This window comes from Maribacter sp. Asnod1-A12 (genome assembly GCF_045063735.1).
Taxonomy (GTDB): domain Bacteria; phylum Bacteroidota; class Bacteroidia; order Flavobacteriales; family Flavobacteriaceae; genus Maribacter.
The window spans coordinates 732,370-752,765 of the sequence record NZ_JBEFNZ010000006.1; the positions used below are offsets into that span (position 1 = coordinate 732,370).

Here is a 20,396-nt window from a genome sequence, read left to right on the forward strand (position 1 = left end):
TAATTACTAAATACCAAAAACATCCTTAGAGTTCCCTGTTGTCAATAAAGCTACCTCTTCATTTGGAACACCGTGAATATCCGCCAATTTCTCAAGTACATTAATAATGTAGGCACTTTCATTTCTTTTGCCTCTATAAGGTGTAGGCGCTAAGTAAGGCGAATCAGTTTCAAGTACAATATGTTTTAAATCTATTTTATTTAAAAAAGTATCTATTTTACCATTTTTAAAAGTAACCACTCCACCAATACCCAACTTCATATTATATGATATAGCCTTTTCCGCATGCTCATATGTTCCCGTAAAACAATGAAATATCCCTCTTAAATCATCACCTTTTTCCTCTTCTAATATCTCAAACACCTCATCAAAGGCATCGCGACAATGTATAACTATAGGCAATTTATGCTTTTTGGCTATCTGTATTTGCTTTCTAAAAGCAATTTGCTGTTCTTTCAAATACTTCTTTTCCCAATAAAGGTCTATTCCAATTTCACCTATTGCATAGTAAGTATGTTTACCCAACATTTCTTCTACATGCGACAACTCTTCCTCAAAATTTTCTTTCACATGCGTAGGGTGCAAACCTGTCATTAAGAACATATGACCCGGAAAGTCTTTCTCTAAAGCTAACATACTTTCTGTATAGGTAGAATCTATAGCAGGAATAAAAAATCGCTTCACTCCTAAATCAATTGCTTTCTGCACGGCTTCATTTCTATCTTCATCAAAAGCTTCGCTATATAAATGTGTATGCGTATCTGTTATTATCATGCCGCAAAAATAGGCTTATCTTTGAAAAAAATGAATTATGACTACCCTCAAAAACTTTTTGAAGGATAAAAATTACGTACGCATACCCTTAGTTTTGACCGCTACAGATCATTTTGAAATTAATGCAGAAATAAACGCTGTTGAAGGACGGTTTATTTTAGATACCGGAGCATCCAACACCTGTATTGGAATGAATCGAATTGAACATTTTAAATTAATTTCTGAAGAATCTATAATTAAAGCTGCAGGGGCAGGTGCCACTAATATGGAAACCTTAGTCTCTAAAGAGAATACAATTGACATCAATTCTTGGAAGTATAATAAACTAGAGATCGTACTTTTCGACCTTAAGCACGTTAACGAAGCACTGACTGCCCATAATGCAGAACCTGTTGACGGAATTATTGGAGCCGACATTCTAAAAAAGTCGAAAGCAATTATAGACTACAGCAAAAAGTGTATTTATCTAAAAAAGAAAAAGCGCTGAGTTTACCTCAACGCTTTTTCTATATATTACGAGCTTTAGAATATTTACATTTCTAAAGCTTTCTTTACGTTATTATCCATCAATAATTCTTCTGGATTTTCTAAAGCTTCTTTAATTGCAACTAAGAAACCTACAGATTCTTTACCATCAATAATTCTGTGGTCATAAGAAACCGCAACATACATTATAGGTGCAATTGCAATAGCCCCTTCTCTAGCGATTGGTCTCTCTACAATATTATGCATACCTAAAATAGCACTTTGTGGTGGGTTGATAATTGGCGTAGACAACATAGAACCGAATACACCACCATTAGTAATAGTAAATGTACCACCCGTCATTTCATCAACAGTAATTGCTCCATCACGTGCTCTTAATGCCAACCTTTTTACTTCTGCCTCAACACCTCTAAATGTTAAGTTTTCAGCATTTCTTATTACAGGAACCATTAATCCTTTTGGTCCAGACACCGCTATACTAATATCACAGAAATCATAAGAAACCATTTCTTTACCATCAATCATAGAATTAACGGCAGGATACATTTCCAAAGCTCTAACCACAGCTTTTGTGAAGAAGGACATAAACCCTAACCCCACACCATGTTTACTTTTAAAATCTTCTTTATACTTTTTTCTAAGCTCAAAAATAGCACTCATATCCACTTCGTTGAAAGTGGTCAGCATAGCTGTTTCATTCTTTGCAGAAACCAATCTCTCGGCAACTTTTCTTCTCAACATGGAAAGTTTAGAACGCGTCTCACCACGGTTACCACCTGTAGGTGTACCCATTGAAGGAACTGCATTTACAGCATCCTCTTTAGTAATTCTTCCATCACGACCTGAACCGGAAACAGATGCACTATCCACTCCTTTTTCGTCAAGTATTTTCTTTGCGGCCGGTGAAGGCACACCCGAAGCATAAGTTTCCTTAGCTTTAGCTGGCTGAGGAGCTTTTTCAGTTTTTGGCGCTTCTTTTTTCTCTTCCTTCGGTGCACTAGGTGCATCTGAAGCACCTTCTGGTTTCTCTGCACTTGTATCTATTAAACACACGACAGCACCTACGGCAACAGCATCACCTTCTTCTGCTTTCAATGTAATTATACCACTTACTTCTGCTGGTAATTCCAAAGTAGCCTTATCTGAATCTACCTCTGCAATTGCTTGATCTTTTTCTACATAATCCCCATCTTCAACTAACCATTCCGCTATCTCTACCTCTGTGATAGACTCTCCCGGCGAAGGGACTTTCATTTCTAGAATCATTCTTTCTATAATTTGATATGTTATATTATTTTTTAGGTTTGGACATATTGTCCTTTGTCTTATCAAAGACGTAATCTACAACTTGTTGGTGACGTGCTTTTGAACGTACAGAACTACCTGCTGCAGGTGCCGCATAAAAACGTCTAGACACTACTCTGAAATTTCGAGCCTCGTCAAAATGCGTTAATAAATGGCTCCATGCACCCATATTTCTAGGTTCTTCTTGAGCCCACACCACGTCATCTGCATTTTTATACTTTGCAATAGCCGCTTTCATTTGTTTTTCCGGTATAGGAAACAACTGTTCCACCCTTACCAAAGCAACATCATCTCTATTATCCGCTTCTTTAGCAGCTAGCAAATCATAATAGAACTTACCTGTACAGAATACTAAACTTTTTACTTTTTTAGCATCTGCAGTTTCATCATCTATTACTTCTTGGAAACCACCACCGGTTAAGTCAGCAATTTTAGATACCGCCCTTGGATGTCTCAACAAACTCTTAGGAGTAAATATGATCAATGGCTTTCTAAAATTAGACTTCATTTGTCTACGAAGAATATGGAACATCTGCGCTGGTGTAGTCACATCTGCTATATACATATTATCCTTAGCACACAATTGTAAGTAACGCTCCATTCTAGCAGAAGAGTGCTCAGCACCTTGTCCCTCATAACCGTGTGGCAATAACATTACCAAACCGTTTTGAAGCTTCCACTTATCTTCTGCCGCAGAAATATACTGGTCAATCATAATTTGGGCTCCATTACTGAAATCTCCAAATTGTGCTTCCCAAATAGTTAATGTATTAGGACTGGCCATGGCGTAACCATAGTCAAAACCTACCACACCATATTCTGACAATAGTGAATTGTATATTTGAAATTTAGCTTGTTTTTCAGAAAGGTGATTTAATAAAATAACCTCTTCTTCACTTTCTTCAACTTTCATTACCGCATGACGGTGAGAAAAGGTACCACGCTCTACATCTTGTCCAGACATACGAACCGCATAACCTTCTTCTAATAAAGACCCGTATGCCAAAAGTTCTCCCATTGCCCAGTCAAGATTATCGGCTTCAAAATACATATTGTATCTGTCTTTAACCAATTTCTCAACTTTACGTAAAAACTTTTTACCTTCTGGTAAAGCCGTAATTACTTTGGCAATTTTATTCAACTTGGTTTTAGTGAATTTAGTATTCACCGCATCCATCATTTCCCACTCACGTACATTTTCAAAACCTTTCCATTCATCTGCCATGAACGGTGTAATTACAGTTTTATCTTCTTTACGTGAATCTTCTAATTTTTCTTCTAGAGAATCTTTATACTGTTTTTCTAACTGCTTTACATAAGTGCCATCAATAACACCTTCTTGAATCAGTCTTTCTGCATAGATATCTCTTGGATTCTTATGTTTAGATATAGCTTTATATAATTTAGGCTGTGTAAATCTTGGCTCATCACCTTCATTATGCCCGTATTTTCTATAACCTAACAAATCTATAAATACATCACCCTTAAAGCGCATTCTATATTCTAATGCAAAAAGAGATGCGTGTACTACCGCCTCTGCATCATCTGCATTAACATGTAATACCGGACTCAATGTCACCTTAGCAACATCTGTACAATAAGTAGATGTTCTAGCATCTAGGTAATTCGTAGTAAACCCAATTTGGTTGTTTACAACTATATGTATGGTACCACCGGTCTTATATCCATCAAGACCAGCCATCTGAACTACTTCATATACCAAACCTTGACCTGCTATTGCAGCATCACCATGAACTACAATAGGTAAAACCTTAGAAATATCATCTTGATAATCTGCATCTTGTTTTGCTCTAGCAATACCTTCAACAACCGCACCGACCGTCTCTAAGTGAGATGGATTAGGAGCAATACTCATCTTAATTTTATTTCCGTTATCAGATTTTCTATCAGACGTCCAACCTAAGTGATACTTAACGTCTCCATCAAAAATCTCTTGTTCGTAATCTTTACCGTCAAACTCACTAAAGATATCTTTAGCCGATTTGCCAAATATATTGGTAAGTACATTTAATCTACCACGGTGTGCCATACCCATAACAAATTGCTTCACACCCATTTCTGCCGCGCGTTCTACAATTACATCTAAGGCAGGGATCAATGATTCATTTCCTTCTAAAGAAAATCTTTTTTGCCCTACATATTTAGTATGCAAAAAAGTTTCGAAAGAAATAGCATGATTAAGCTTCTTAAGAATATGCTTTTTACGATCTGGCTCAAAATTCGGATGATTGTCATTTACATTTATCCAATCTTGAATCCATTTAACGCGCTCTGGCTTTCGTATATACATATACTCTACACCAATAGCATCGCAATAGATACTTTGTAAATGTCTAACAATCTCTTTTAAAGAATTTGGACCTATACCAATTACATCACCTGCATTAAAAATAGTATCGAGATCAGACGAAGCTAATCCGAAATTTTCAATATCTAAAGTTGGTTCGTAATGTCTTCGCTCACGTACGGGATTTGTTTTAGTAAACAGATGACCTCTGCTTCTATAACCATCTATTAATCGAATTACCTGAAACTCTTTCTGAAGAGATTCCGGCATTTCACTAGAATGACCATTTACTACAACTGTAGTACGATTTTCATCGATTTCCAGCTCATCTAAAGAGCTCTCCATTCCAAAATCGAATCCTTGAAAAAAGGCTCTCCAACTTGGCTCTACACTATCTGGATTTACTAAGTACTTATCGTATAACTCTGAAAAAAAAGAGGTATGAACGGTATTTAAAAAGGAATATTTATCCATGAATTACTTTCTGTATCTTTAGAATAAATTTCTAACAAAAATACAACATTTACAATATCTAACGATAGAATGCCATGTATTATTGAAAAAAACGAAACTTTAAAACAAAATCATCATATGAGCTTAAAAAAATTAATTTTTATAGGGCTAGCAACATTAAATATCACTTTCTCTCTTGCTCAATCTTCAAAAACCAATGCTGATTTCTGGAATAACGTAAGATTTGGTGGAAGTATTGGGTTAGGATTCACAAATAATGGATTTAATGGATCAATTGCACCAAGTGCTATTTATCAATTTAACGATCAATTTGCATCTGGTGCAAGCTTAAGCTTCAATTATGCAAAGTTCGATGAAGATAAATTACTGGCTTATGGCGGCAGTATTCTTTCACTATATAATCCAATTCCACAAATACAGCTTTCTGCAGAGTTTGAACAATTACGTATAAATAGAACTATAGCTACAACGACCATAGATATAGAAGACAACTATTGGCTACCGGCTTTTTTTATTGGCGCAGGTTACAGCAACAGAAATGTAACATTTGGTATACGCTACGATTTACTATATGACGATAACAAAAGCATTTACGGTAATGCACTAATGCCATTTGTACGTGTTTATTTTTAATTAATCGTTATCTTTCATAAGACCAAACCAACCAATATGAATAAATTAAAGAACCGATATCTTTCATTGGATGTTTTTAGGGGGATGGATGTTGCGCTTATGATTATAGTGAACTCCCCCGGAAATGGAGACACGAGTTTCGGAATTTTAAAACATGCCGTTTGGAACGGATTCACACTTACCGATCTTGTCTTCCCTACATTTTTGTTTGTGGTAGGTAATGCGATGAGTTTTAGTATGAAAAAATACGAAAGCGAAGGAAGTAGTACATTTTTCAAAAAGGTTCTAAAACGCTTTACTATAATATTTTTATTAGGGTATCTTATGTATTGGTTTCCATTTTTTGAAGATGGTGGTCTAAAACCGATTGCCGAAACCAGAATTTTCGGAGTATTACAGCGAATTGCACTATGCTACTTATTTGCATCAATTCTACTATATTATTTTAAAACAAAATCTGTTTTGATTTTTAGCGCTTTGGCTTTAGTAGGGTATCATATTATACTGTTGGAATTCGGCGACTTATCATTGACAGGGAATGCAGTATTAAAACTTGACAAATTCTTAATTGGTGCAGACCATATGTATCATGGTAATGGCGGCGTAGCTTTTGACCCCGAGGGATTATTAAGCACCTTACCTGCTATAGTAAATGTTATTGCAGGATATTTTACCGGAAAATTCCTTCAAAAAAGCGGTCAGAATTTTGAAACCATTGCAAAACTTATAATGGTTGCAGGTCTTCTTGTTGTAGCAGGATTTGCATGGGATTTAATATTCCCGTTCAACAAAAAGCTTTGGTCCAGCTCTTTTGTATTACTTACTAGCGGAATAGACATATTTATTATAGCCGTTTTAATATATCTACTGGATATGTCCAAACCTGGCAAATGGACGTATTTCTTTGAAGTATTTGGCAGAAACACACTATTTATTTACCTATTATCCGAACTGTTCATTATCAGCTTGGCCGCAATATCCATGAATGGCACAAATGCTTATAACTGGATAGCAGATAACATTTTCATAGCCACAGCTGGCGATTATTTTGGTTCGCTATTATTTGCTTTATGGATAATGTTTACCTGCTGGCTAGTTGGTTATATTATGGACAAAAAAGGTATTTATATAAAGGTATAAAGTAACATTATTGATATCGATTACGATACCATACCTTTTTATACTCCCGCTTTAAAATCAATAATGTGACCTGATCTGCAACATCAACTGTATCGGTGATTTCAATATTCTGAAATGCACTTTCCGGAATGTCTATGATGTACATTAAGTTTAAATATTCAGCAAAATGCTCCATCATTAAGTAATACACTTTCTCACGAATAAGCGCTATAAATTCCGTATGACCTAATGTTTCAGGAATTTGCAGAGGTATATTGGCAAGAACAAAATCCTTCTCCACCTGATGCTTCAATTTATCAAAAAGAGAATCACCAATAGCAACCTTCATTAATTGCTCGCTATTATCAACATTTAACTTCATTTCGCACCTATATACCTTACTTCATCAAATAAAAAATAATCCAAAATCATTGCTTATACACAACACCATCTTTCATAACAAAAACAACATCTGTTAATGTTTCTACATTATCTAATGGGTTTTCATTTACTGCAACGATATCGGCTAAATAACCTTCTTTGATTTGACCTAATTCTTTCTCACCTAAAAGCATTGCATTTGTAATTGTAGCTGAACGTAACGCTTCTATGATAGGCATACCTGCTTTGTTCATGTAGATAAATTCTTTAGCATTATCTCCATGAGGCGACACTCCAGAATCGGTACCAAAAGCGATACTCACCCCCTTTTTATAAGCTTTTGCAAAAGTTGCATTCAATTTAGGACCAATCTCCAAAGCTTTCTTAGCTACAACAGGTGGCAAGTAGTTTGGTATTTTTGCCAGCCTAGCCGCTTCTTGTCCTGCAGAAATGGTTGGCACCATATACGTATCATGCTTAATCATTAATTCCATTGTTTCCTCTGACATCAAAGTACCATGCTCAATAGTTTTAATTCCTCCTAAAATGGCTCTTTGCATACCTTCATCACCATGCGCATGCGCTGCTGTAAGCATACCGTAATCTTTAGCCGTTTCTGTAATTGCTTTTATTTCTTCAATAGTAAACTGAGGGTTCTGACCATTTTTAGCAACACTTAAAACACCACCGGTTGCAGTAATCTTAATGACATCCGCACCATCTTTATAACGTTGGCGAACCGCTTTTCTACCATCTGCAGGTGAATTGACTACACCTTCTTTTGGTCCCGGATCACCCATTAATTCATTACTTCTACCGTTAGTTGGATCTGCATGACCACCTGTAGTAGCAAGTGCTTTACCTGCTGTAAAAATACGTGGACCAACAACAGTACCTTTATTAATTGCATTTTTCAAGGCAATATTCACTCCTGACCCACCTAAATCACGTACGGTTGTAAAGCCTGCCATTAATGTTCTTTTTGCATATACCGTAGATTCAAAGGCGACATCAGCTTCATTCATGGTAAAAGCCTCTAAATATCTTGACGGACTAGATTCGCTTTCAATGTGCACATGCATATCTATGAAACCCGGCAATACGGTCTTTGACTTTAAATCTACCACCTGATCTTGATCACCACCAACTACATAACCATTTTTGATTTCTGTAATCTTGTTACCCGAAATAACAATTGTTTTCTCAGACAACACCTTACCCGATTCAACATCTACAATTTTACCGCATTGAAGGAATGTGTCTTGCGCTGTAGCTACTGTAAAAGACAGAAGCATGAGAAGAAATAATGATTTTTTCATAAGAGGTGGTCTTTAAATTAAATAAGGGGAAATATAGCTATATTTCCCCTTATTTATATGGTTACAACTGAAAAAATCAGTCACGTATTTTCTGTTCCCAAATCCATGCATAATTCATGGCCTCTTCCAAAGTATACTCCGCTTTCCAGCCCAATACTTTATTTGCTTTAGTGGTATCTGCATAAGCAGTGGTAATATCACCTGGTCTTCTGTCAACTATTTTATAATTTAATTTTCTGCCAGATACTTTTTCAAAACTTTTTATAGCCTCTAATACCGAGCTACCAGTTCCGGTACCTACATTAAAAACTTCAAAATTAGATTCGTTTTTTCCGTTCAACAAACGCTCCAAAGCAACCACATGAGCTTTAGCCAAATCCACCACATAAATATAATCTCTTATACATGTACCATCTGGTGTAGGGTAATCATCTCCAAAAACGGATAACTGATCCCTTAATCCAATACCAGTTTGCGTAATAAAAGGCACCAAATTCTGAGGCACTCCTTTTGGCAACTCCCCTATTTCTCCACTTGGGTGTGCACCCATTGGATTAAAATAACGCAAGGCAATAGCATTTAAACTTGGAGTAACTTTACAGGTATCTGCTATTATTTCTTCGCCCATTTGCTTGGTATTACCGTATGGCGATTCTGCTACCTTAACCGGTGCGTCTTCTGTAATCGGCATTTTATCTGCCTGACCATAAACTGTACAAGAAGAGCTAAAAATAAAACTAGCCTTATTCTTTTTACAAAGTTCCTTTAATATGTAAACTAACGTACCAATATTGTTTTCATAATACAACAATGGTTTCTCAACACTTTCGCCTACTGCTTTAGAGGCAGCAAAATGGATAACGCCAGCAACATCTTGATATCGTTGAAAAAAGTCTTCAACTTTATGTTTTTCTTTTAAATCTAACTTTTCATAAAGCGGCTTTTTACCTGTAATAGCTTTAATACCATCAAGTACATTTTCATCAGAGTTAGAGCAATCATCTATAATGACCACTTCGAACCCTTTGTTTTGAAGCTCCACTACTGTGTGAGAACCGATAAAACCTAATCCGCCTGTTACTAATACTTTCATTTACAATGCTGTTTGATTGTTATCAAATTTAAAAAACTACACCACTACCCGTTTACAAATCCGATAATTAACTCAGTTATGTAGTTAATCTGTTCTTCATCTAATTCTGTATGCATCGGTAAAGACAGTACTTCTGTGACCAATTGATTGGTTACAGGAAAATCTTCTTCCTTATATCGATCATCCAGATAAGCTTTCTGCTTATGTAGCGGAATTGGGTAGTAGACACCAAAAGGAACTTTATTTTTAGCCAAAAATTGTGCTAGCTCATCTCTTTTACCATTGGTAATTCTCAACGTATATTGATGAAAAACATGACAATCGCACACATCGCAAATACCCTCACAATTATTTACCGTTACTGGCGTAATAATATGCTCTTGACCCTCAAATGCTTTTGAATACGCACGAGCAGCATTTCTTCGTGCATCGCAGTAACCGTCTAGCTTAGGTAGTTTAGCTCGTAACACTGCGGCCTGTATAGAATCTAATCTAGAATTAACACCAACTACATTATGGTGGTAACGCTCGTACATACCATGATTAACAATACCTCTTAAGGTATGAGCTAGTTCATCATCATTAGTAAAAATTGCTCCACCATCACCATAACAACCTAAATTTTTAGAAGGAAAGAAAGATGTTGCACCTACATTACCCAAACTACCTGCCATGTGCTTTGTACCATCTTTTGAAAGATATTTAGCTCCAATTGCCTGAGCATTATCTTCAATAACGAACAAATCATGCTTTTTTGCCAACTCAAGAATAGCATCCATATTGGCACATTGACCGAATAAATGAACAGGAACTATAGCTTTCGTTTTTGGCGTTATTGCTTTTTCTATAGCTTCTATATTAATATTGAACGTATCTGGATAGACATCAACCAAAACCGGAGTAAGTTGTAACAACGCAATAACCTCTACTGTTGCAGCAAAAGTAAAATCTGCAGTAATAACCTCATCACCAGGTTTCAAACCTAAACCCATCATTGCTATTTGCAAAGCATCGGTACCATTGGCACATGGTATTACATGCTTGACTTGAAGATAGTCTTCTAGCTCCTTTTGAAAAGCATGAACCTCTGGTCCGTTTATAAATGCCGACGTTTCTAAAATTTGAGTTATAGAAGTATTTACTTGATCTTTAATTTCTTGGTATTGACCACCTAGGTCTACCATTTGTATCTTTTTCATCTGTTGTAATTACATGAAGTCGTACAAAAATACGAAACAGACGACACTAATTTTATGGAAGAAACGTAATTTAGCCTAAAAGCATCTGTTTGAACTTTATCTATAATCTTCTTGTCATAAGCGCATCTGCCATTTTAAAGGTATTGGCATTGGTGAATTCAAAACTATCGCTATTTGTAAGGGGCAGAAAAGAAACTATTTCGTTAATTAAGCAGTCTATCTCAAAAGAAGACAGCGTTATTTGGATTCATGCAGCATCTTTAGGCGAGTACGAACAAGGTTTACCTGTTATTGAACAATTAAAAATTCATCATCCTACACATAAAATAATAATTACTTTTTTTTCCCCCTCAGGATACGAAGTAAAAAAGAATAGCAAAATAGCTGATGTTATTTGCTACCTACCTATGGATACGAAACGGAAAGTAAATTCCTTTTTGACAGCCGCACACCCAGATATCGCCATTTTTATTAAATATGAAATATGGCCCAACTACTTAAATGCCTTAAAAAAAGCTGATACTCCAACCTATTTAATTTCAGCATTATTTAAAGACAATCAAATTTATTTTAAGTGGCATGGTGGTTTTATGCGCAACGCATTAAATAACTTCTCGCACTTTTTTGTACAAAACGAAAAATCAAAATCACTATTAAATTCCGTTGGATATACTAATGTAACCATTGCCGGAGATACTCGTTTTGATAGAGTAAGTGAAATAGTAGAGCGTGACAATAAATTAGATTTCATGACCCGCTTTAAAAATGATAAGTACTGCTTTGTTGCAGGAAGCACATGGGCAGAGGACGGAAAAATCATCATAGACTATATCAATAAAAATTTACAGCCAATAAAATTTGTAATAGCTCCGCACGCCATCAAGGATAATCATATTGAAGAGATAATAGCAGCTATTGACAAAAAAGTAATACGCTATACAGAAATTGAGAATGCAACTTTAGCTGAATATGATGTAATCGTTATTGACATAATCGGTATTTTGACCAAAGTATATAGCTATGCCGACATCGCATATGTAGGTGGCGGTTTTGCTACAGGATTGCACAATACATTAGAACCAGCTGTCTTCGGTATCCCGGTTATTATAGGCCCACAGTATAATGGATTTGCCGAGGCAGAAGAATTGGTACAACTAGGAGGTGTCATTTCTATAAAGAATAAAAATGAATTCCAAGAGCATGCAGATAAGTGCTTTGAAAATATTGACTACAGCTCAAAAATCGGTCTTATAAACACAGGCTACATCAAAGAAAAAGCTGGTGCCACCAAACGTATTGTTTCTAAATTAAATGCAGTTTTAACATCAAATAATTGAATTATATTCAATTAACCACCTTCTGTATTATTTAATAAACCATTTTCATAACTGATAGTTATTGTATAGAAAACATACTTTACACAGATACTTTCTATACGTTAATCGATTTTACCCCTCTATTTAACAGCACTTTAGGTTAGATCTACCATATTGAAAGCAGAACAATAGAATAATGATTATGGAACAAGAACTAACTTCAGGAGTTAAAATACTCAATGGATTTCTTAAATTAATGGTTACCTGCTTGGTAATAATACTTTTATCTGTACCCTTGGCAGGCATAGCAGATTGGTTGAATCTTATTAAATAGATTTCATCATAATAATACTTACGAAAGCTACAAATTGTGATATAAAATTCTAAAGTGCTGTAATTCAGTTATCGACGAGATACCATTTTCTAGGCTGAAATGCATATTTTAAAAAACATATACCACAAAAATATAGAATTTTACATCTATTTAAGAGAGTTTTACAACTTTTTCTATGGAATTGTTGCTTAATTCAACTAACTTTAGTAGTGTAACTTTAAAGTAGGTAATGTTATGAACAATTTATCATTTAAAACCGGAGTAGAAACTTATCTCTCCGTGCTTGTTATTGCAATGCATGCATTTTTAGCTGTAGTTGTAGTAGGAGCTTTTTTAGCCCTTTTGGGGATTGTCTAACCTTTTAAAACCAAACCCTTATTGGAAAAAAATTACTTTAAAAAAATGCCTCTTACTAAAGGGGCATTTTTTATTTAAATTATTATTCTAAAATCCTTTTTTATATTTATTGGAACACCAACCTTTTTAAGGATGAATTTTCTCAAAAGTTGGTTGTTTAAAACACTCCTGATGTTGTTTGTAGAATATTGGTTTTAAATATGCGAACAATAATGCATCTTTACATTCAACAACATCAACTTTATCATGCACAACCAACTTCATCACTCGATTCTGCTCATCATTGTGTTGCTGGGCACTCATTTAACCCTAGCACAAGGCACGACCACTACTATCATTTCCGGCAAAATTGTAGAAACAAATAATGGCGGTCCTATTGAATTTGCCACCGTTCTTGTAGGTAACCCTACAGATCAAAAACCTATTGTGGGCACTACAACTTTGCAAGATGGTAGTTTCACCTTAGAGACAACAGCTGCAGATTTCTATATTGAAGTTAGTTTTATAGGTTTTACCACCAAAAGATTTGATAACCCCACCATCACACAAGGAAAAATTGATTTAGGAACAGTTTCTATTGCTGAAGACTCTCAACAATTAGACGAAGTGGTGGTAGAAGGTGAAGTAAGTCAGACAGTATTTAAATTAGACAAACGTGTTTTCAATGTGGGCGCCGATTTAAGTAGTACAGGTGCTAGTGCATTAGAAGTTTTGAACAATGTACCTTCTGTAAATGTAAATATTGAAGGTACTATAAGTTTACGGGGCAGCCAAGGTGTACAAATGTTGATTAATGGCAAACCATCGGTCATAGCTAATGAACAGGGTAATGCCCTTGGTACTTTGACTGCAGATATGATAGAGCGTATTGAAGTTATTACCAACCCTTCAGCAAAATACGATGCCGAAGGAACTTCAGGTATCATCAATATCGTTCTTAAAAAAGAAGAAAAAAAAGGGCTAAATGGAGCCGTTACTTTAAACACAGGTATTCCAAATAATCACAGTATAGGTCTTAGCTTAAATAGACGTACTGAAAAATTCAACTTATTTAGTCAGCTTGGTTTTGGTCGTAGAACCTTCCCAAGTGATGAAGAGACCGAAAATCGTAATTTAGAAGATAGCACATACATCAACAGTTTTGGCCAGAACGACAAGAACGAGACATTCTTCAATCTTATTTTAGGCACAGATTATCATATCAACGACCTTAACGTAATTACACTCTCGGGAAATTTTGCATATGAATGGGAAAAGGAAATTGCAGATGCCATATTCAGCACTTTTGATGAAAGCAATACATTGACAGACGCTTTTAGAAGACAAGAACTGACGGAAGCTACAAATCCGAAATACTCATACGAACTTCAATACAAAAAGGATTTTGAAGGCAATAAAGAACAATCCTTGTTATTAAGTGCTACTGGAAACTTATTCGCAAAGGATCAAACATCAGACTTTAACAATACCACTACTATTGGTACTGATGACGATACACTTCAAAAAAGTAGAACAGATTTCACTCAAGCAGAATATACTTTCAAAGCAGATTATACACACCCTTGGTCAGAGCAATTTACTTTGGAGACCGGTGCGCAATATCAAATTAATGATGTAGAAAATGATTTTGCCATCAGCAATTTTGATGGTACGGATTTCATTGAAGACCCTAACTTGACCAACGTATTCCAATGGACCCAAAAAGTACTGGGCATTTACGGTACCACTGCTTATGAAGGAGATAAATGGGGCATAAAAGTAGGACTTCGTTTTGAAGACACCGATGTTGCTACCTTACTACAAACAACGAATGTAAGCAACGATAAAAATTATAGTAATCTTTTCCCTAGCGGTCACACCAGCTATAAAATTAACGATGACCTATCATTACAAGCAGGTTACTCTAAACGTATATTTAGACCCCGTTTGTGGGATTTAAATCCGTTTTTTAATATAAGAAACAGTTTCAGCATAAGTACAGGCAACGCAGACCTACAGCCAGAATTTACCGATAGTTTTGAAATAACCAGTATTTATAAGCTAGGAAAAGCATCTATGAACCTTGGTCTATTTTACAGACATACTGAAGATGTTGTAGAAAGCATTGTAGAATTTGCTGACAACATAAGTATATCAAGACCTGAGAATGTAGGCATTAATAATACTACCGGCTTAGAATTTAATGCAAAATACATTCCTGCCAATTGGTTGTCATTCACAAACGATTTCAATTACAGTCATTTTACAAGAGAAGGAGACTTTGAAGGTAGCTCGTTCGATTTTGAAGGCAATCAATGGTCTACACGTTTAACCGGAAAATTTAAATTACCTGCAGATATTGATTTAGAGTTTATAGGCAATTACCGCTCCAGTTACAGAACACTTCAACAAGAAGTTTCCGAAAATCTTTTTATGGACTTTGGAGCACGAAAGAAGATTCTTAAAGGGAAAGCCATTATCAACTTTAGCGTGAGAGATGTTTTTGCTTCGCGTATAAGCGAGAGTATCACGAGCCAACCCACATATTATTTAAGAGATTATAGTAAAAGAGGCCGCTTTGTAACCTTGGGTATCAGTTTTGGTTTTGGCAAAGGAGAAGCGATGGAGTTTTCAGGTCAAAAACGCTTCTAAATCACCTGTAATGCATTACTAAAATCGCCGCTATTTTTAAATAATCTAAATACATACTACTGTAAAACAGCTATTTGAATTGCTTCTAAAGACATACAGCTGTAAATTTAAATTGAATTTAAAACAAAAGATTATGTCGATAAGATTAGGAAATAGTTGCGTTAACTGCGATAACTTAGTAGAAGGAAATACTTGTAAAGTTCATGGCGTAAAAGTCGGAAACAGCTATACTTGTGATAGTTTTGAAATGAAAGCAGCTTTGAAGGACGATACTAATTGTGTAACCTGTATTAGATTTGAGTCAAGCGATTGTGCTAACCCACAAAAAGCTGCTCCGGGCATGTCGTGTAGCCATTGGGCACCACAAAATGCTACTGCATAAATGCAAAAATTATTTAAGTTAAAAATTTAAAGGTCAGCCTAAAGCTGACCTTTTTTAATATAAACTATTTTACTTCTACACCTTTCCAAAAAGCCACATAACCCTTAATTCCTTTGGCTAATTCTGAAACTTCAGGATAATACCATGCAGCATCTTTATTTACATCACCGTCAACCTCAATATCATAATATGATGCCACACCTTTCCAAGGGCAGTTTGTATGGGTCTCAGTATTCTTAAAAAATTCTTGTTTTATTGCTGTTGGAGGAAAATAATGATTTCCTTCGATCACTACTGTAACATCACTTTCTGCTATTACCTCGTTATTCCATATTGCTTGTATCATATCTTAATATTTAATTCTATTTTAATTCCGTTAATACTGTAGAACCAGTGGTTAAAGTTTTATGTACGGGACATTTATTGGCAATCTCCAATAACCGCTGACGTTGTTTTTCGTCTAGATTACCGAACAGTTCTATTTTTCTTTTAAAGGTATCTATTTTCTTAATCGTTGCTGTGTTTTCAGAATCTGGGGCATGCTCTTTGCCATAATCAACATGTACTATTACTCTTTGTAAATCCCATTTCTTTCTAGTGGCGTACATTCTCAATGTCATTGCGGTACAAGCTCCTAATCCTGATGAAACATAATCATACGGAGAAGGACCAAAATCATTTCCACCAAAATCAGTAGGTTCATCTGCAATCAACAAATGATTACCAGAAACTATTTCAGAGGTAAAGCCTTCATTACCTATACTCACCGCTACTTGATGAGCAGTCTTTAATGGTGCTCTCTTAGGAATATCTAGGTAACGCTCTGCCCAACCAGCAATAACATTGCCTACATAAGTAGAATCTTCATTATCCGTCAAAAGATGATCCGCCTTATCTATTGAAATAAAGCTTTTAGGATGATGCGCGTATTGATATAGTTCTTTTGCATTTTCAATACCCACAATAGTATCTTGTGGCGAATGAATGACCAAATATGGTTTTCTCAAGTTCTTTAAAACCTCTTTCATAGGTTTTGACTCAATATCATCAATAAAATCTTTTTTAATGGTGAAGTCCCTACCACCAATATTCACTTTTGCTTTTCCTATAGCATTTATTTCTTCCACATTAGATATGAATAAATGTTTTACATGAGCTGGTGAAGATGGAGCACCAATAGTTGAAACAGCGACAACAGATGCAATTTGAGAAGCAGCGAAAATCACAGCTGCACCACCAAGCGAGTGTCCAATTAATAAAGCAGGAGCCTTATAATTTTCTTCTAAAAATTTGGCCGCGTGAATAAGGTCAGAAACGTTCGATGAAAAATTGGTATCTTCAAAACTACCTTCACTATCACCTAACCCGGTAAAATCGAATCGAAGTACGGCAATACCCTTATTCACTAAAGCTCTTGATATATTACGAACGGCAGAAAAATTCTTATTACAAGTAAAACAATGTGCAAAAATGGCATAACTATGCGCCTCTTGGTCATTAGGTATTTCTAACCTAGCCGCTAATTGTTTTCCTTCAGAATTTGTAAACGATACTTTTTCGAACCCCATATTTGACCTTTCTAAACTGTTAATTTAATCTAGAGTATTAGAAGTAAATAAAGGTTAAAACTTACAAATCTGTTTTAAAAGGAAGTTCTAAAGAGCTTATTATAAAAAAATCATCCATAAAAAAAGCCCCTTGATTTTTCAAAAGGCTTCTCTATTGCAAATTATTGAGAACAGAAAAATAATTGCAATTTATATAAGATGTTTTGGTAAATCTTCAACACGTTCACAACATAATTGATCCATAACCTGTTTAAACTGTGTTTTTAGCATCCCGATAGTATGATCACCGCCTTTGTCACCTAACGCGCCAGTTCCATAAACGAAAGAACGACCCATAAAGGTGAATTTAGCACCACTAGCTATTGCACGCGCAATATCAGGACCTGAACGTAAGCCACTGTCCATCATAATCTCAATTTGATTGCTATATTTAGCTGTAATTTCTTGAAGCGAATTTATCGTCGATTGAGCTGCATCTAACTGTCTACCGCCATGGTTAGAAACGATAATACCATCAAAACCCATGCGTATAGCATCTTGAGTATCTTGTTCAGAAGCAACTCCTTTTAAAACTAGTTTTCCTTTCCATTTATCTCTAATTGGCTTAATTTTCTCTTCATTCAATCTACCTGAAAAAGTTTTATCCATAAAAGCACCTAGTTGCTTTAAATCTAGCCCTTCTGGCGTATATGGCTTCAATGTCTCAAAAGTAGGTTGACCATATTTTAAGGTGTTATATGCCCATTGGGGTTTTCCTAAAATTTGAAGAATATTAGCCATAGTCATTTTTGGTGGTAGTGCCAATCCATTTCTAAAATCGCGCGGGCGGTACCCGAAGGTAGGTACGTCGCATAATAAAACAAGAACAGGGCAGCCCGCAGCTTCGGCACGATCGATAATATCATCTCTTATCGCGTCGTCAACGGGGTTATACAATTGAAACCAAGCATTACCTTCTGTCAGCTCGCTAGCTTTTTCAATATCCATGGTGGTAACAGTACTAAGTATAAACGGAATATTATGATTATGTGCTGCTTTTGCAAGAATAGCCGGTGTATTTGGCCACATGAGACCTTGAAGTCCGACAGGGGCAATACCAAAAGGAGCATCAAACTCCATCCCCATTATTTTCGTCTTTAAACTAGATGTACCATTATTCCTTAGGTACCGTGGTTGTAACTGAACCTTTCGAATATCAGATGTGTTTCTAATAAGACTTACATCTTCATTACAGCCACCATCTAAATATTCAAAAGCGAACTTTGGAATTCTTGATTTTGCCTTAGACCGCAAATCCTCTACTGACGGATAGTCTGAGTTGAAATTCATAGCCATAACTAATTTTATTTTAAAATAAGTGGCACGTGTTTTTTAACATCGTAATTATTTTTAAGAAATTTAGGTTCTAATATCTTGTCTGAAATAACGATTGCAGCACCTAGAGCAGAACCAAGCGAAGAATTTGCAGTTCTAAGCTTCATCGTGTTCATAAATTGTGAAAGCATTTGTATGTACACTATATTATCACTAAAACCACCGTCAATATAAAGTTTTTTGATTTTAGAATTTCCAATAGAAGCTTTAATACTCTTCTCTTGAAGTAAAACTAATTCTAAAAGCAATTGATGATAAGCATATTCATAACTATCGTATACCAATATGGTTTCATTAGGCATATGTTCTGAATACATAGTAGACCACTTGAACATGTGAGTAAAATTTCTGTTGATTTCTAAAAAGATATCTTGATTGAATTTTACTTTTTTATGACAGTCATAAGGCACATTGTAATAATCGGATAATACTTTGACTTGGACCTTGTACTCGTTACCTAAAAATAATCGCGAAACTTTTACAGCACTTCCGTCTACTCGCATATTAAAAAGCGAACTATTTTCAATATCATTTAAACCCAACATCCTCTCATTAAAAGGGTTGATAGAAATGCTCCATGTACCAGTGGAAACCAATAAAAAAGGCTTGGAAACACTACGAATATACGGTACTAGAGCTGATGAGCTATCATGAATACCACTACCTACATTAATATGATGTCCTTTATAGTTAACCAGTGTTGTTTTACATGATGATTGAATTGGAGGCAATTTCTTATCAATACCTTCCTTATACACCCAGTCGTGATAGTCTTTCTTTTCAAAATCCCATAGCATGGTATGACAACCTATACTTGTATACTCACTTAGCGGAATACCTGTAAATAAATAGCTTAAATATTGTGGTAGATGTAACGAATACTGAATTTTTTCAAAGACCCCTGGCTGGGCTAACTTTAGCCAATATAACTGTATTCCTGCATTTAACATGCCTAATTTTGGTGACCCGGTTACTCTAGTAATTTCGGTTTCTGCACCGTGAGTTTCATAAAAAGAACCTAAAACCTCATCCTTTAAAGGTTTCATGTAATTGTAAAGATGCGTAAGTGGCTTACCGTTTTCATCAATATGCACCAAACTAGCTCCATAACAAGAAAAGTTTAAAGCTTGTATATCATATTCCTTTGTGTCTAGCATTTTATCAAAAATGCCGACAGCCCAATCTTTCAAAGCTTTTAGATTTTCGGTAGGGTAACCGTCTTCATCTTCTATTTCTTCAAAACGAATATACTCGCGATAAATCTCTCTAAAAGATTCGTCGAAAAGAAAGAATTTTTTATTCGTTTTTCCAATATCGAATACAGCCGTTACCTTTATCTTCAT

19 protein-coding genes are annotated in these 20,396 nt (G+C 35.4%); 8 read left to right on the plus strand and 11 right to left on the minus strand.

Features of this window, described 5'->3' with window-relative positions:
* Window positions 1–6: 6 nt before the first annotated feature.
* On the minus strand, window positions 7–774 hold the full coding sequence (locus ACJJVP_RS03140) for a TatD family hydrolase (protein ID WP_405410660.1): 768 nt from the start codon (window positions 772–774) through the stop codon (window positions 7–9).
* A 37-nt stretch (window positions 775–811) separates the two neighbouring features.
* Between ACJJVP_RS03140 and ACJJVP_RS03145 the strand changes: the two genes are divergently transcribed.
* A complete protein-coding gene (locus tag ACJJVP_RS03145; RefSeq protein ID WP_405410662.1) occupies window positions 812–1,261 on the plus strand; it encodes a retropepsin-like aspartic protease in 450 nt (149 codons plus the stop codon).
* Between the two features lie 44 nt (window positions 1,262–1,305).
* Here the strand turns inward: ACJJVP_RS03145 and odhB are convergent, their stop codons facing one another.
* Window positions 1,306–2,526, minus strand: coding sequence for a 2-oxoglutarate dehydrogenase complex dihydrolipoyllysine-residue succinyltransferase (gene odhB, locus ACJJVP_RS03150; protein WP_405410664.1), 1,221 nt, complete (start codon window positions 2,524–2,526; stop codon window positions 1,306–1,308).
* A gap of 25 nt (window positions 2,527–2,551) precedes the next feature.
* Window positions 2,552–5,347 (minus strand): 2-oxoglutarate dehydrogenase E1 component, encoded by a 2,796-nt coding sequence (locus tag ACJJVP_RS03155; RefSeq protein WP_405410665.1) that lies wholly within the window; start codon window positions 5,345–5,347, stop codon window positions 2,552–2,554.
* Between the two features lie 117 nt (window positions 5,348–5,464).
* Between ACJJVP_RS03155 and ACJJVP_RS03160 the strand changes: the two genes are divergently transcribed.
* Both ACJJVP_RS03160 and ACJJVP_RS03165 read left to right on the plus strand, forming a co-directional pair.
* On the plus strand, window positions 5,465–5,980 hold the full coding sequence (locus tag ACJJVP_RS03160; RefSeq protein ID WP_405410667.1) for an alpha-ketoglutarate decarboxylase: 516 nt from the start codon (window positions 5,465–5,467) through the stop codon (window positions 5,978–5,980).
* A gap of 36 nt (window positions 5,981–6,016) precedes the next feature.
* The gene (locus ACJJVP_RS03165; RefSeq protein ID WP_405410668.1) at window positions 6,017–7,120 is read left to right on the plus strand and encodes an acyltransferase family protein; all 1,104 of its coding nucleotides are present in this window, start codon (window positions 6,017–6,019) and stop codon (window positions 7,118–7,120) included.
* Between the two features lie 7 nt (window positions 7,121–7,127).
* Here ACJJVP_RS03165 and ACJJVP_RS03170 read toward each other — a convergent pair whose 3' ends face one another.
* The 4 genes from ACJJVP_RS03170 to ACJJVP_RS03185 form a co-directional block, all read right to left on the minus strand.
* Entirely contained in the window at window positions 7,128–7,481 is a 354-nt protein-coding gene (locus ACJJVP_RS03170; RefSeq protein WP_405410670.1) for a hypothetical protein, read from the minus strand.
* A 46-nt stretch (window positions 7,482–7,527) separates the two neighbouring features.
* On the minus strand, window positions 7,528–8,799 hold the full coding sequence (locus tag ACJJVP_RS03175; protein WP_405410672.1) for an amidohydrolase family protein: 1,272 nt from the start codon (window positions 8,797–8,799) through the stop codon (window positions 7,528–7,530).
* A 76-nt stretch (window positions 8,800–8,875) separates the two neighbouring features.
* Complete coding sequence (galE, locus tag ACJJVP_RS03180; protein WP_405410673.1) at window positions 8,876–9,892, minus strand: UDP-glucose 4-epimerase GalE; 1,017 nt, start codon at window positions 9,890–9,892, stop codon at window positions 8,876–8,878.
* Between the two features lie 44 nt (window positions 9,893–9,936).
* A complete protein-coding gene (locus ACJJVP_RS03185; RefSeq protein ID WP_405410675.1) occupies window positions 9,937–11,091 on the minus strand; it encodes a DegT/DnrJ/EryC1/StrS family aminotransferase in 1,155 nt (384 codons plus the stop codon).
* Between the two features lie 89 nt (window positions 11,092–11,180).
* Here ACJJVP_RS03185 and ACJJVP_RS03190 point away from each other — a divergent pair, with 89 nt between their 5' ends.
* The 5 genes from ACJJVP_RS03190 (at window position 11,181) to ACJJVP_RS03210 (ending at window position 16,111) form a co-directional block, all read left to right on the plus strand.
* Complete coding sequence (locus tag ACJJVP_RS03190; protein WP_405410677.1) at window positions 11,181–12,428, plus strand: 3-deoxy-D-manno-octulosonic acid transferase; 1,248 nt, start codon at window positions 11,181–11,183, stop codon at window positions 12,426–12,428.
* A gap of 181 nt (window positions 12,429–12,609) precedes the next feature.
* Complete coding sequence (locus ACJJVP_RS03195) at window positions 12,610–12,741, plus strand: hypothetical protein (RefSeq protein WP_262493302.1); 132 nt, start codon at window positions 12,610–12,612, stop codon at window positions 12,739–12,741.
* A 234-nt stretch (window positions 12,742–12,975) separates the two neighbouring features.
* Window positions 12,976–13,098: a hypothetical protein gene (locus tag ACJJVP_RS03200; RefSeq protein ID WP_262493301.1), complete on the plus strand. Its 123-nt coding sequence runs from the start codon at window positions 12,976–12,978 to the stop codon at window positions 13,096–13,098.
* Window positions 13,099–13,344: 246 nt separating this feature from the next.
* Entirely contained in the window at window positions 13,345–15,729 is a 2,385-nt protein-coding gene (locus ACJJVP_RS03205; protein ID WP_405410679.1) for a TonB-dependent receptor domain-containing protein, read from the plus strand.
* Window positions 15,730–15,862: 133 nt separating this feature from the next.
* Entirely contained in the window at window positions 15,863–16,111 is a 249-nt protein-coding gene (locus ACJJVP_RS03210; RefSeq protein ID WP_027065025.1) for a hypothetical protein, read from the plus strand.
* Between the two features lie 64 nt (window positions 16,112–16,175).
* On the opposite strand, the gene ACJJVP_RS03215 is transcribed toward ACJJVP_RS03210, so the two are convergent.
* From ACJJVP_RS03215 to ACJJVP_RS03230, 4 genes are all read right to left on the minus strand, one after another.
* Entirely contained in the window at window positions 16,176–16,454 is a 279-nt protein-coding gene (locus ACJJVP_RS03215; protein ID WP_405416126.1) for a DUF427 domain-containing protein, read from the minus strand.
* Between the two features lie 19 nt (window positions 16,455–16,473).
* Complete coding sequence (locus tag ACJJVP_RS03220) at window positions 16,474–17,679, minus strand: alpha/beta fold hydrolase (RefSeq protein WP_405410681.1); 1,206 nt, start codon at window positions 17,677–17,679, stop codon at window positions 16,474–16,476.
* Window positions 17,680–17,868: 189 nt separating this feature from the next.
* A complete protein-coding gene (locus tag ACJJVP_RS03225; RefSeq protein ID WP_405410682.1) occupies window positions 17,869–19,014 on the minus strand; it encodes an alpha-hydroxy-acid oxidizing protein in 1,146 nt (381 codons plus the stop codon).
* Between the two features lie 8 nt (window positions 19,015–19,022).
* Window positions 19,023–20,396: an FGGY family carbohydrate kinase gene (locus ACJJVP_RS03230; protein ID WP_405410684.1), complete on the minus strand. Its 1,374-nt coding sequence runs from the start codon at window positions 20,394–20,396 to the stop codon at window positions 19,023–19,025.

Bases quoted from the DNA above. Each gene is read 5' to 3' on its own strand.
- ACJJVP_RS03140 (WP_405410660.1), bottom strand. From the start codon at position 774: ATGATAATAACAGATACGCATACACATTTATATAGCGAAGCTTTTGAT.
- ACJJVP_RS03145 (WP_405410662.1), top strand. From the start codon at position 812: ATGACTACCCTCAAAAACTTTTTGAAGGATAAAAATTACGTACGCATA.
- odhB (WP_405410664.1), bottom strand. From the start codon at position 2,526: ATGATTCTAGAAATGAAAGTCCCTTCGCCGGGAGAGTCTATCACAGAG.
- ACJJVP_RS03155 (WP_405410665.1), bottom strand. From the start codon at position 5,347: ATGGATAAATATTCCTTTTTAAATACCGTTCATACCTCTTTTTTTTCA.
- ACJJVP_RS03160 (WP_405410667.1), top strand. From the start codon at position 5,465: ATGAGCTTAAAAAAATTAATTTTTATAGGGCTAGCAACATTAAATATC.
- ACJJVP_RS03165 (WP_405410668.1), top strand. From the start codon at position 6,017: ATGAATAAATTAAAGAACCGATATCTTTCATTGGATGTTTTTAGGGGG.
- ACJJVP_RS03170 (WP_405410670.1), bottom strand. From the start codon at position 7,481: ATGAAGTTAAATGTTGATAATAGCGAGCAATTAATGAAGGTTGCTATT.
- ACJJVP_RS03175 (WP_405410672.1), bottom strand. From the start codon at position 8,799: ATGAAAAAATCATTATTTCTTCTCATGCTTCTGTCTTTTACAGTAGCT.
- galE (WP_405410673.1), bottom strand. From the start codon at position 9,892: ATGAAAGTATTAGTAACAGGCGGATTAGGTTTTATCGGTTCTCACACA.
- ACJJVP_RS03185 (WP_405410675.1), bottom strand. From the start codon at position 11,091: ATGAAAAAGATACAAATGGTAGACCTAGGTGGTCAATACCAAGAAATT.
- ACJJVP_RS03195 (WP_262493302.1), top strand. From the start codon at position 12,610: ATGGAACAAGAACTAACTTCAGGAGTTAAAATACTCAATGGATTTCTT.
- ACJJVP_RS03200 (WP_262493301.1), top strand. From the start codon at position 12,976: ATGAACAATTTATCATTTAAAACCGGAGTAGAAACTTATCTCTCCGTG.
- ACJJVP_RS03205 (WP_405410679.1), top strand. From the start codon at position 13,345: ATGCACAACCAACTTCATCACTCGATTCTGCTCATCATTGTGTTGCTG.
- ACJJVP_RS03210 (WP_027065025.1), top strand. From the start codon at position 15,863: ATGTCGATAAGATTAGGAAATAGTTGCGTTAACTGCGATAACTTAGTA.
- ACJJVP_RS03220 (WP_405410681.1), bottom strand. From the start codon at position 17,679: ATGGGGTTCGAAAAAGTATCGTTTACAAATTCTGAAGGAAAACAATTA.
- ACJJVP_RS03225 (WP_405410682.1), bottom strand. From the start codon at position 19,014: ATGGCTATGAATTTCAACTCAGACTATCCGTCAGTAGAGGATTTGCGG.
- ACJJVP_RS03230 (WP_405410684.1), bottom strand. From the start codon at position 20,396: ATGAAGATAAAGGTAACGGCTGTATTCGATATTGGAAAAACGAATAAA.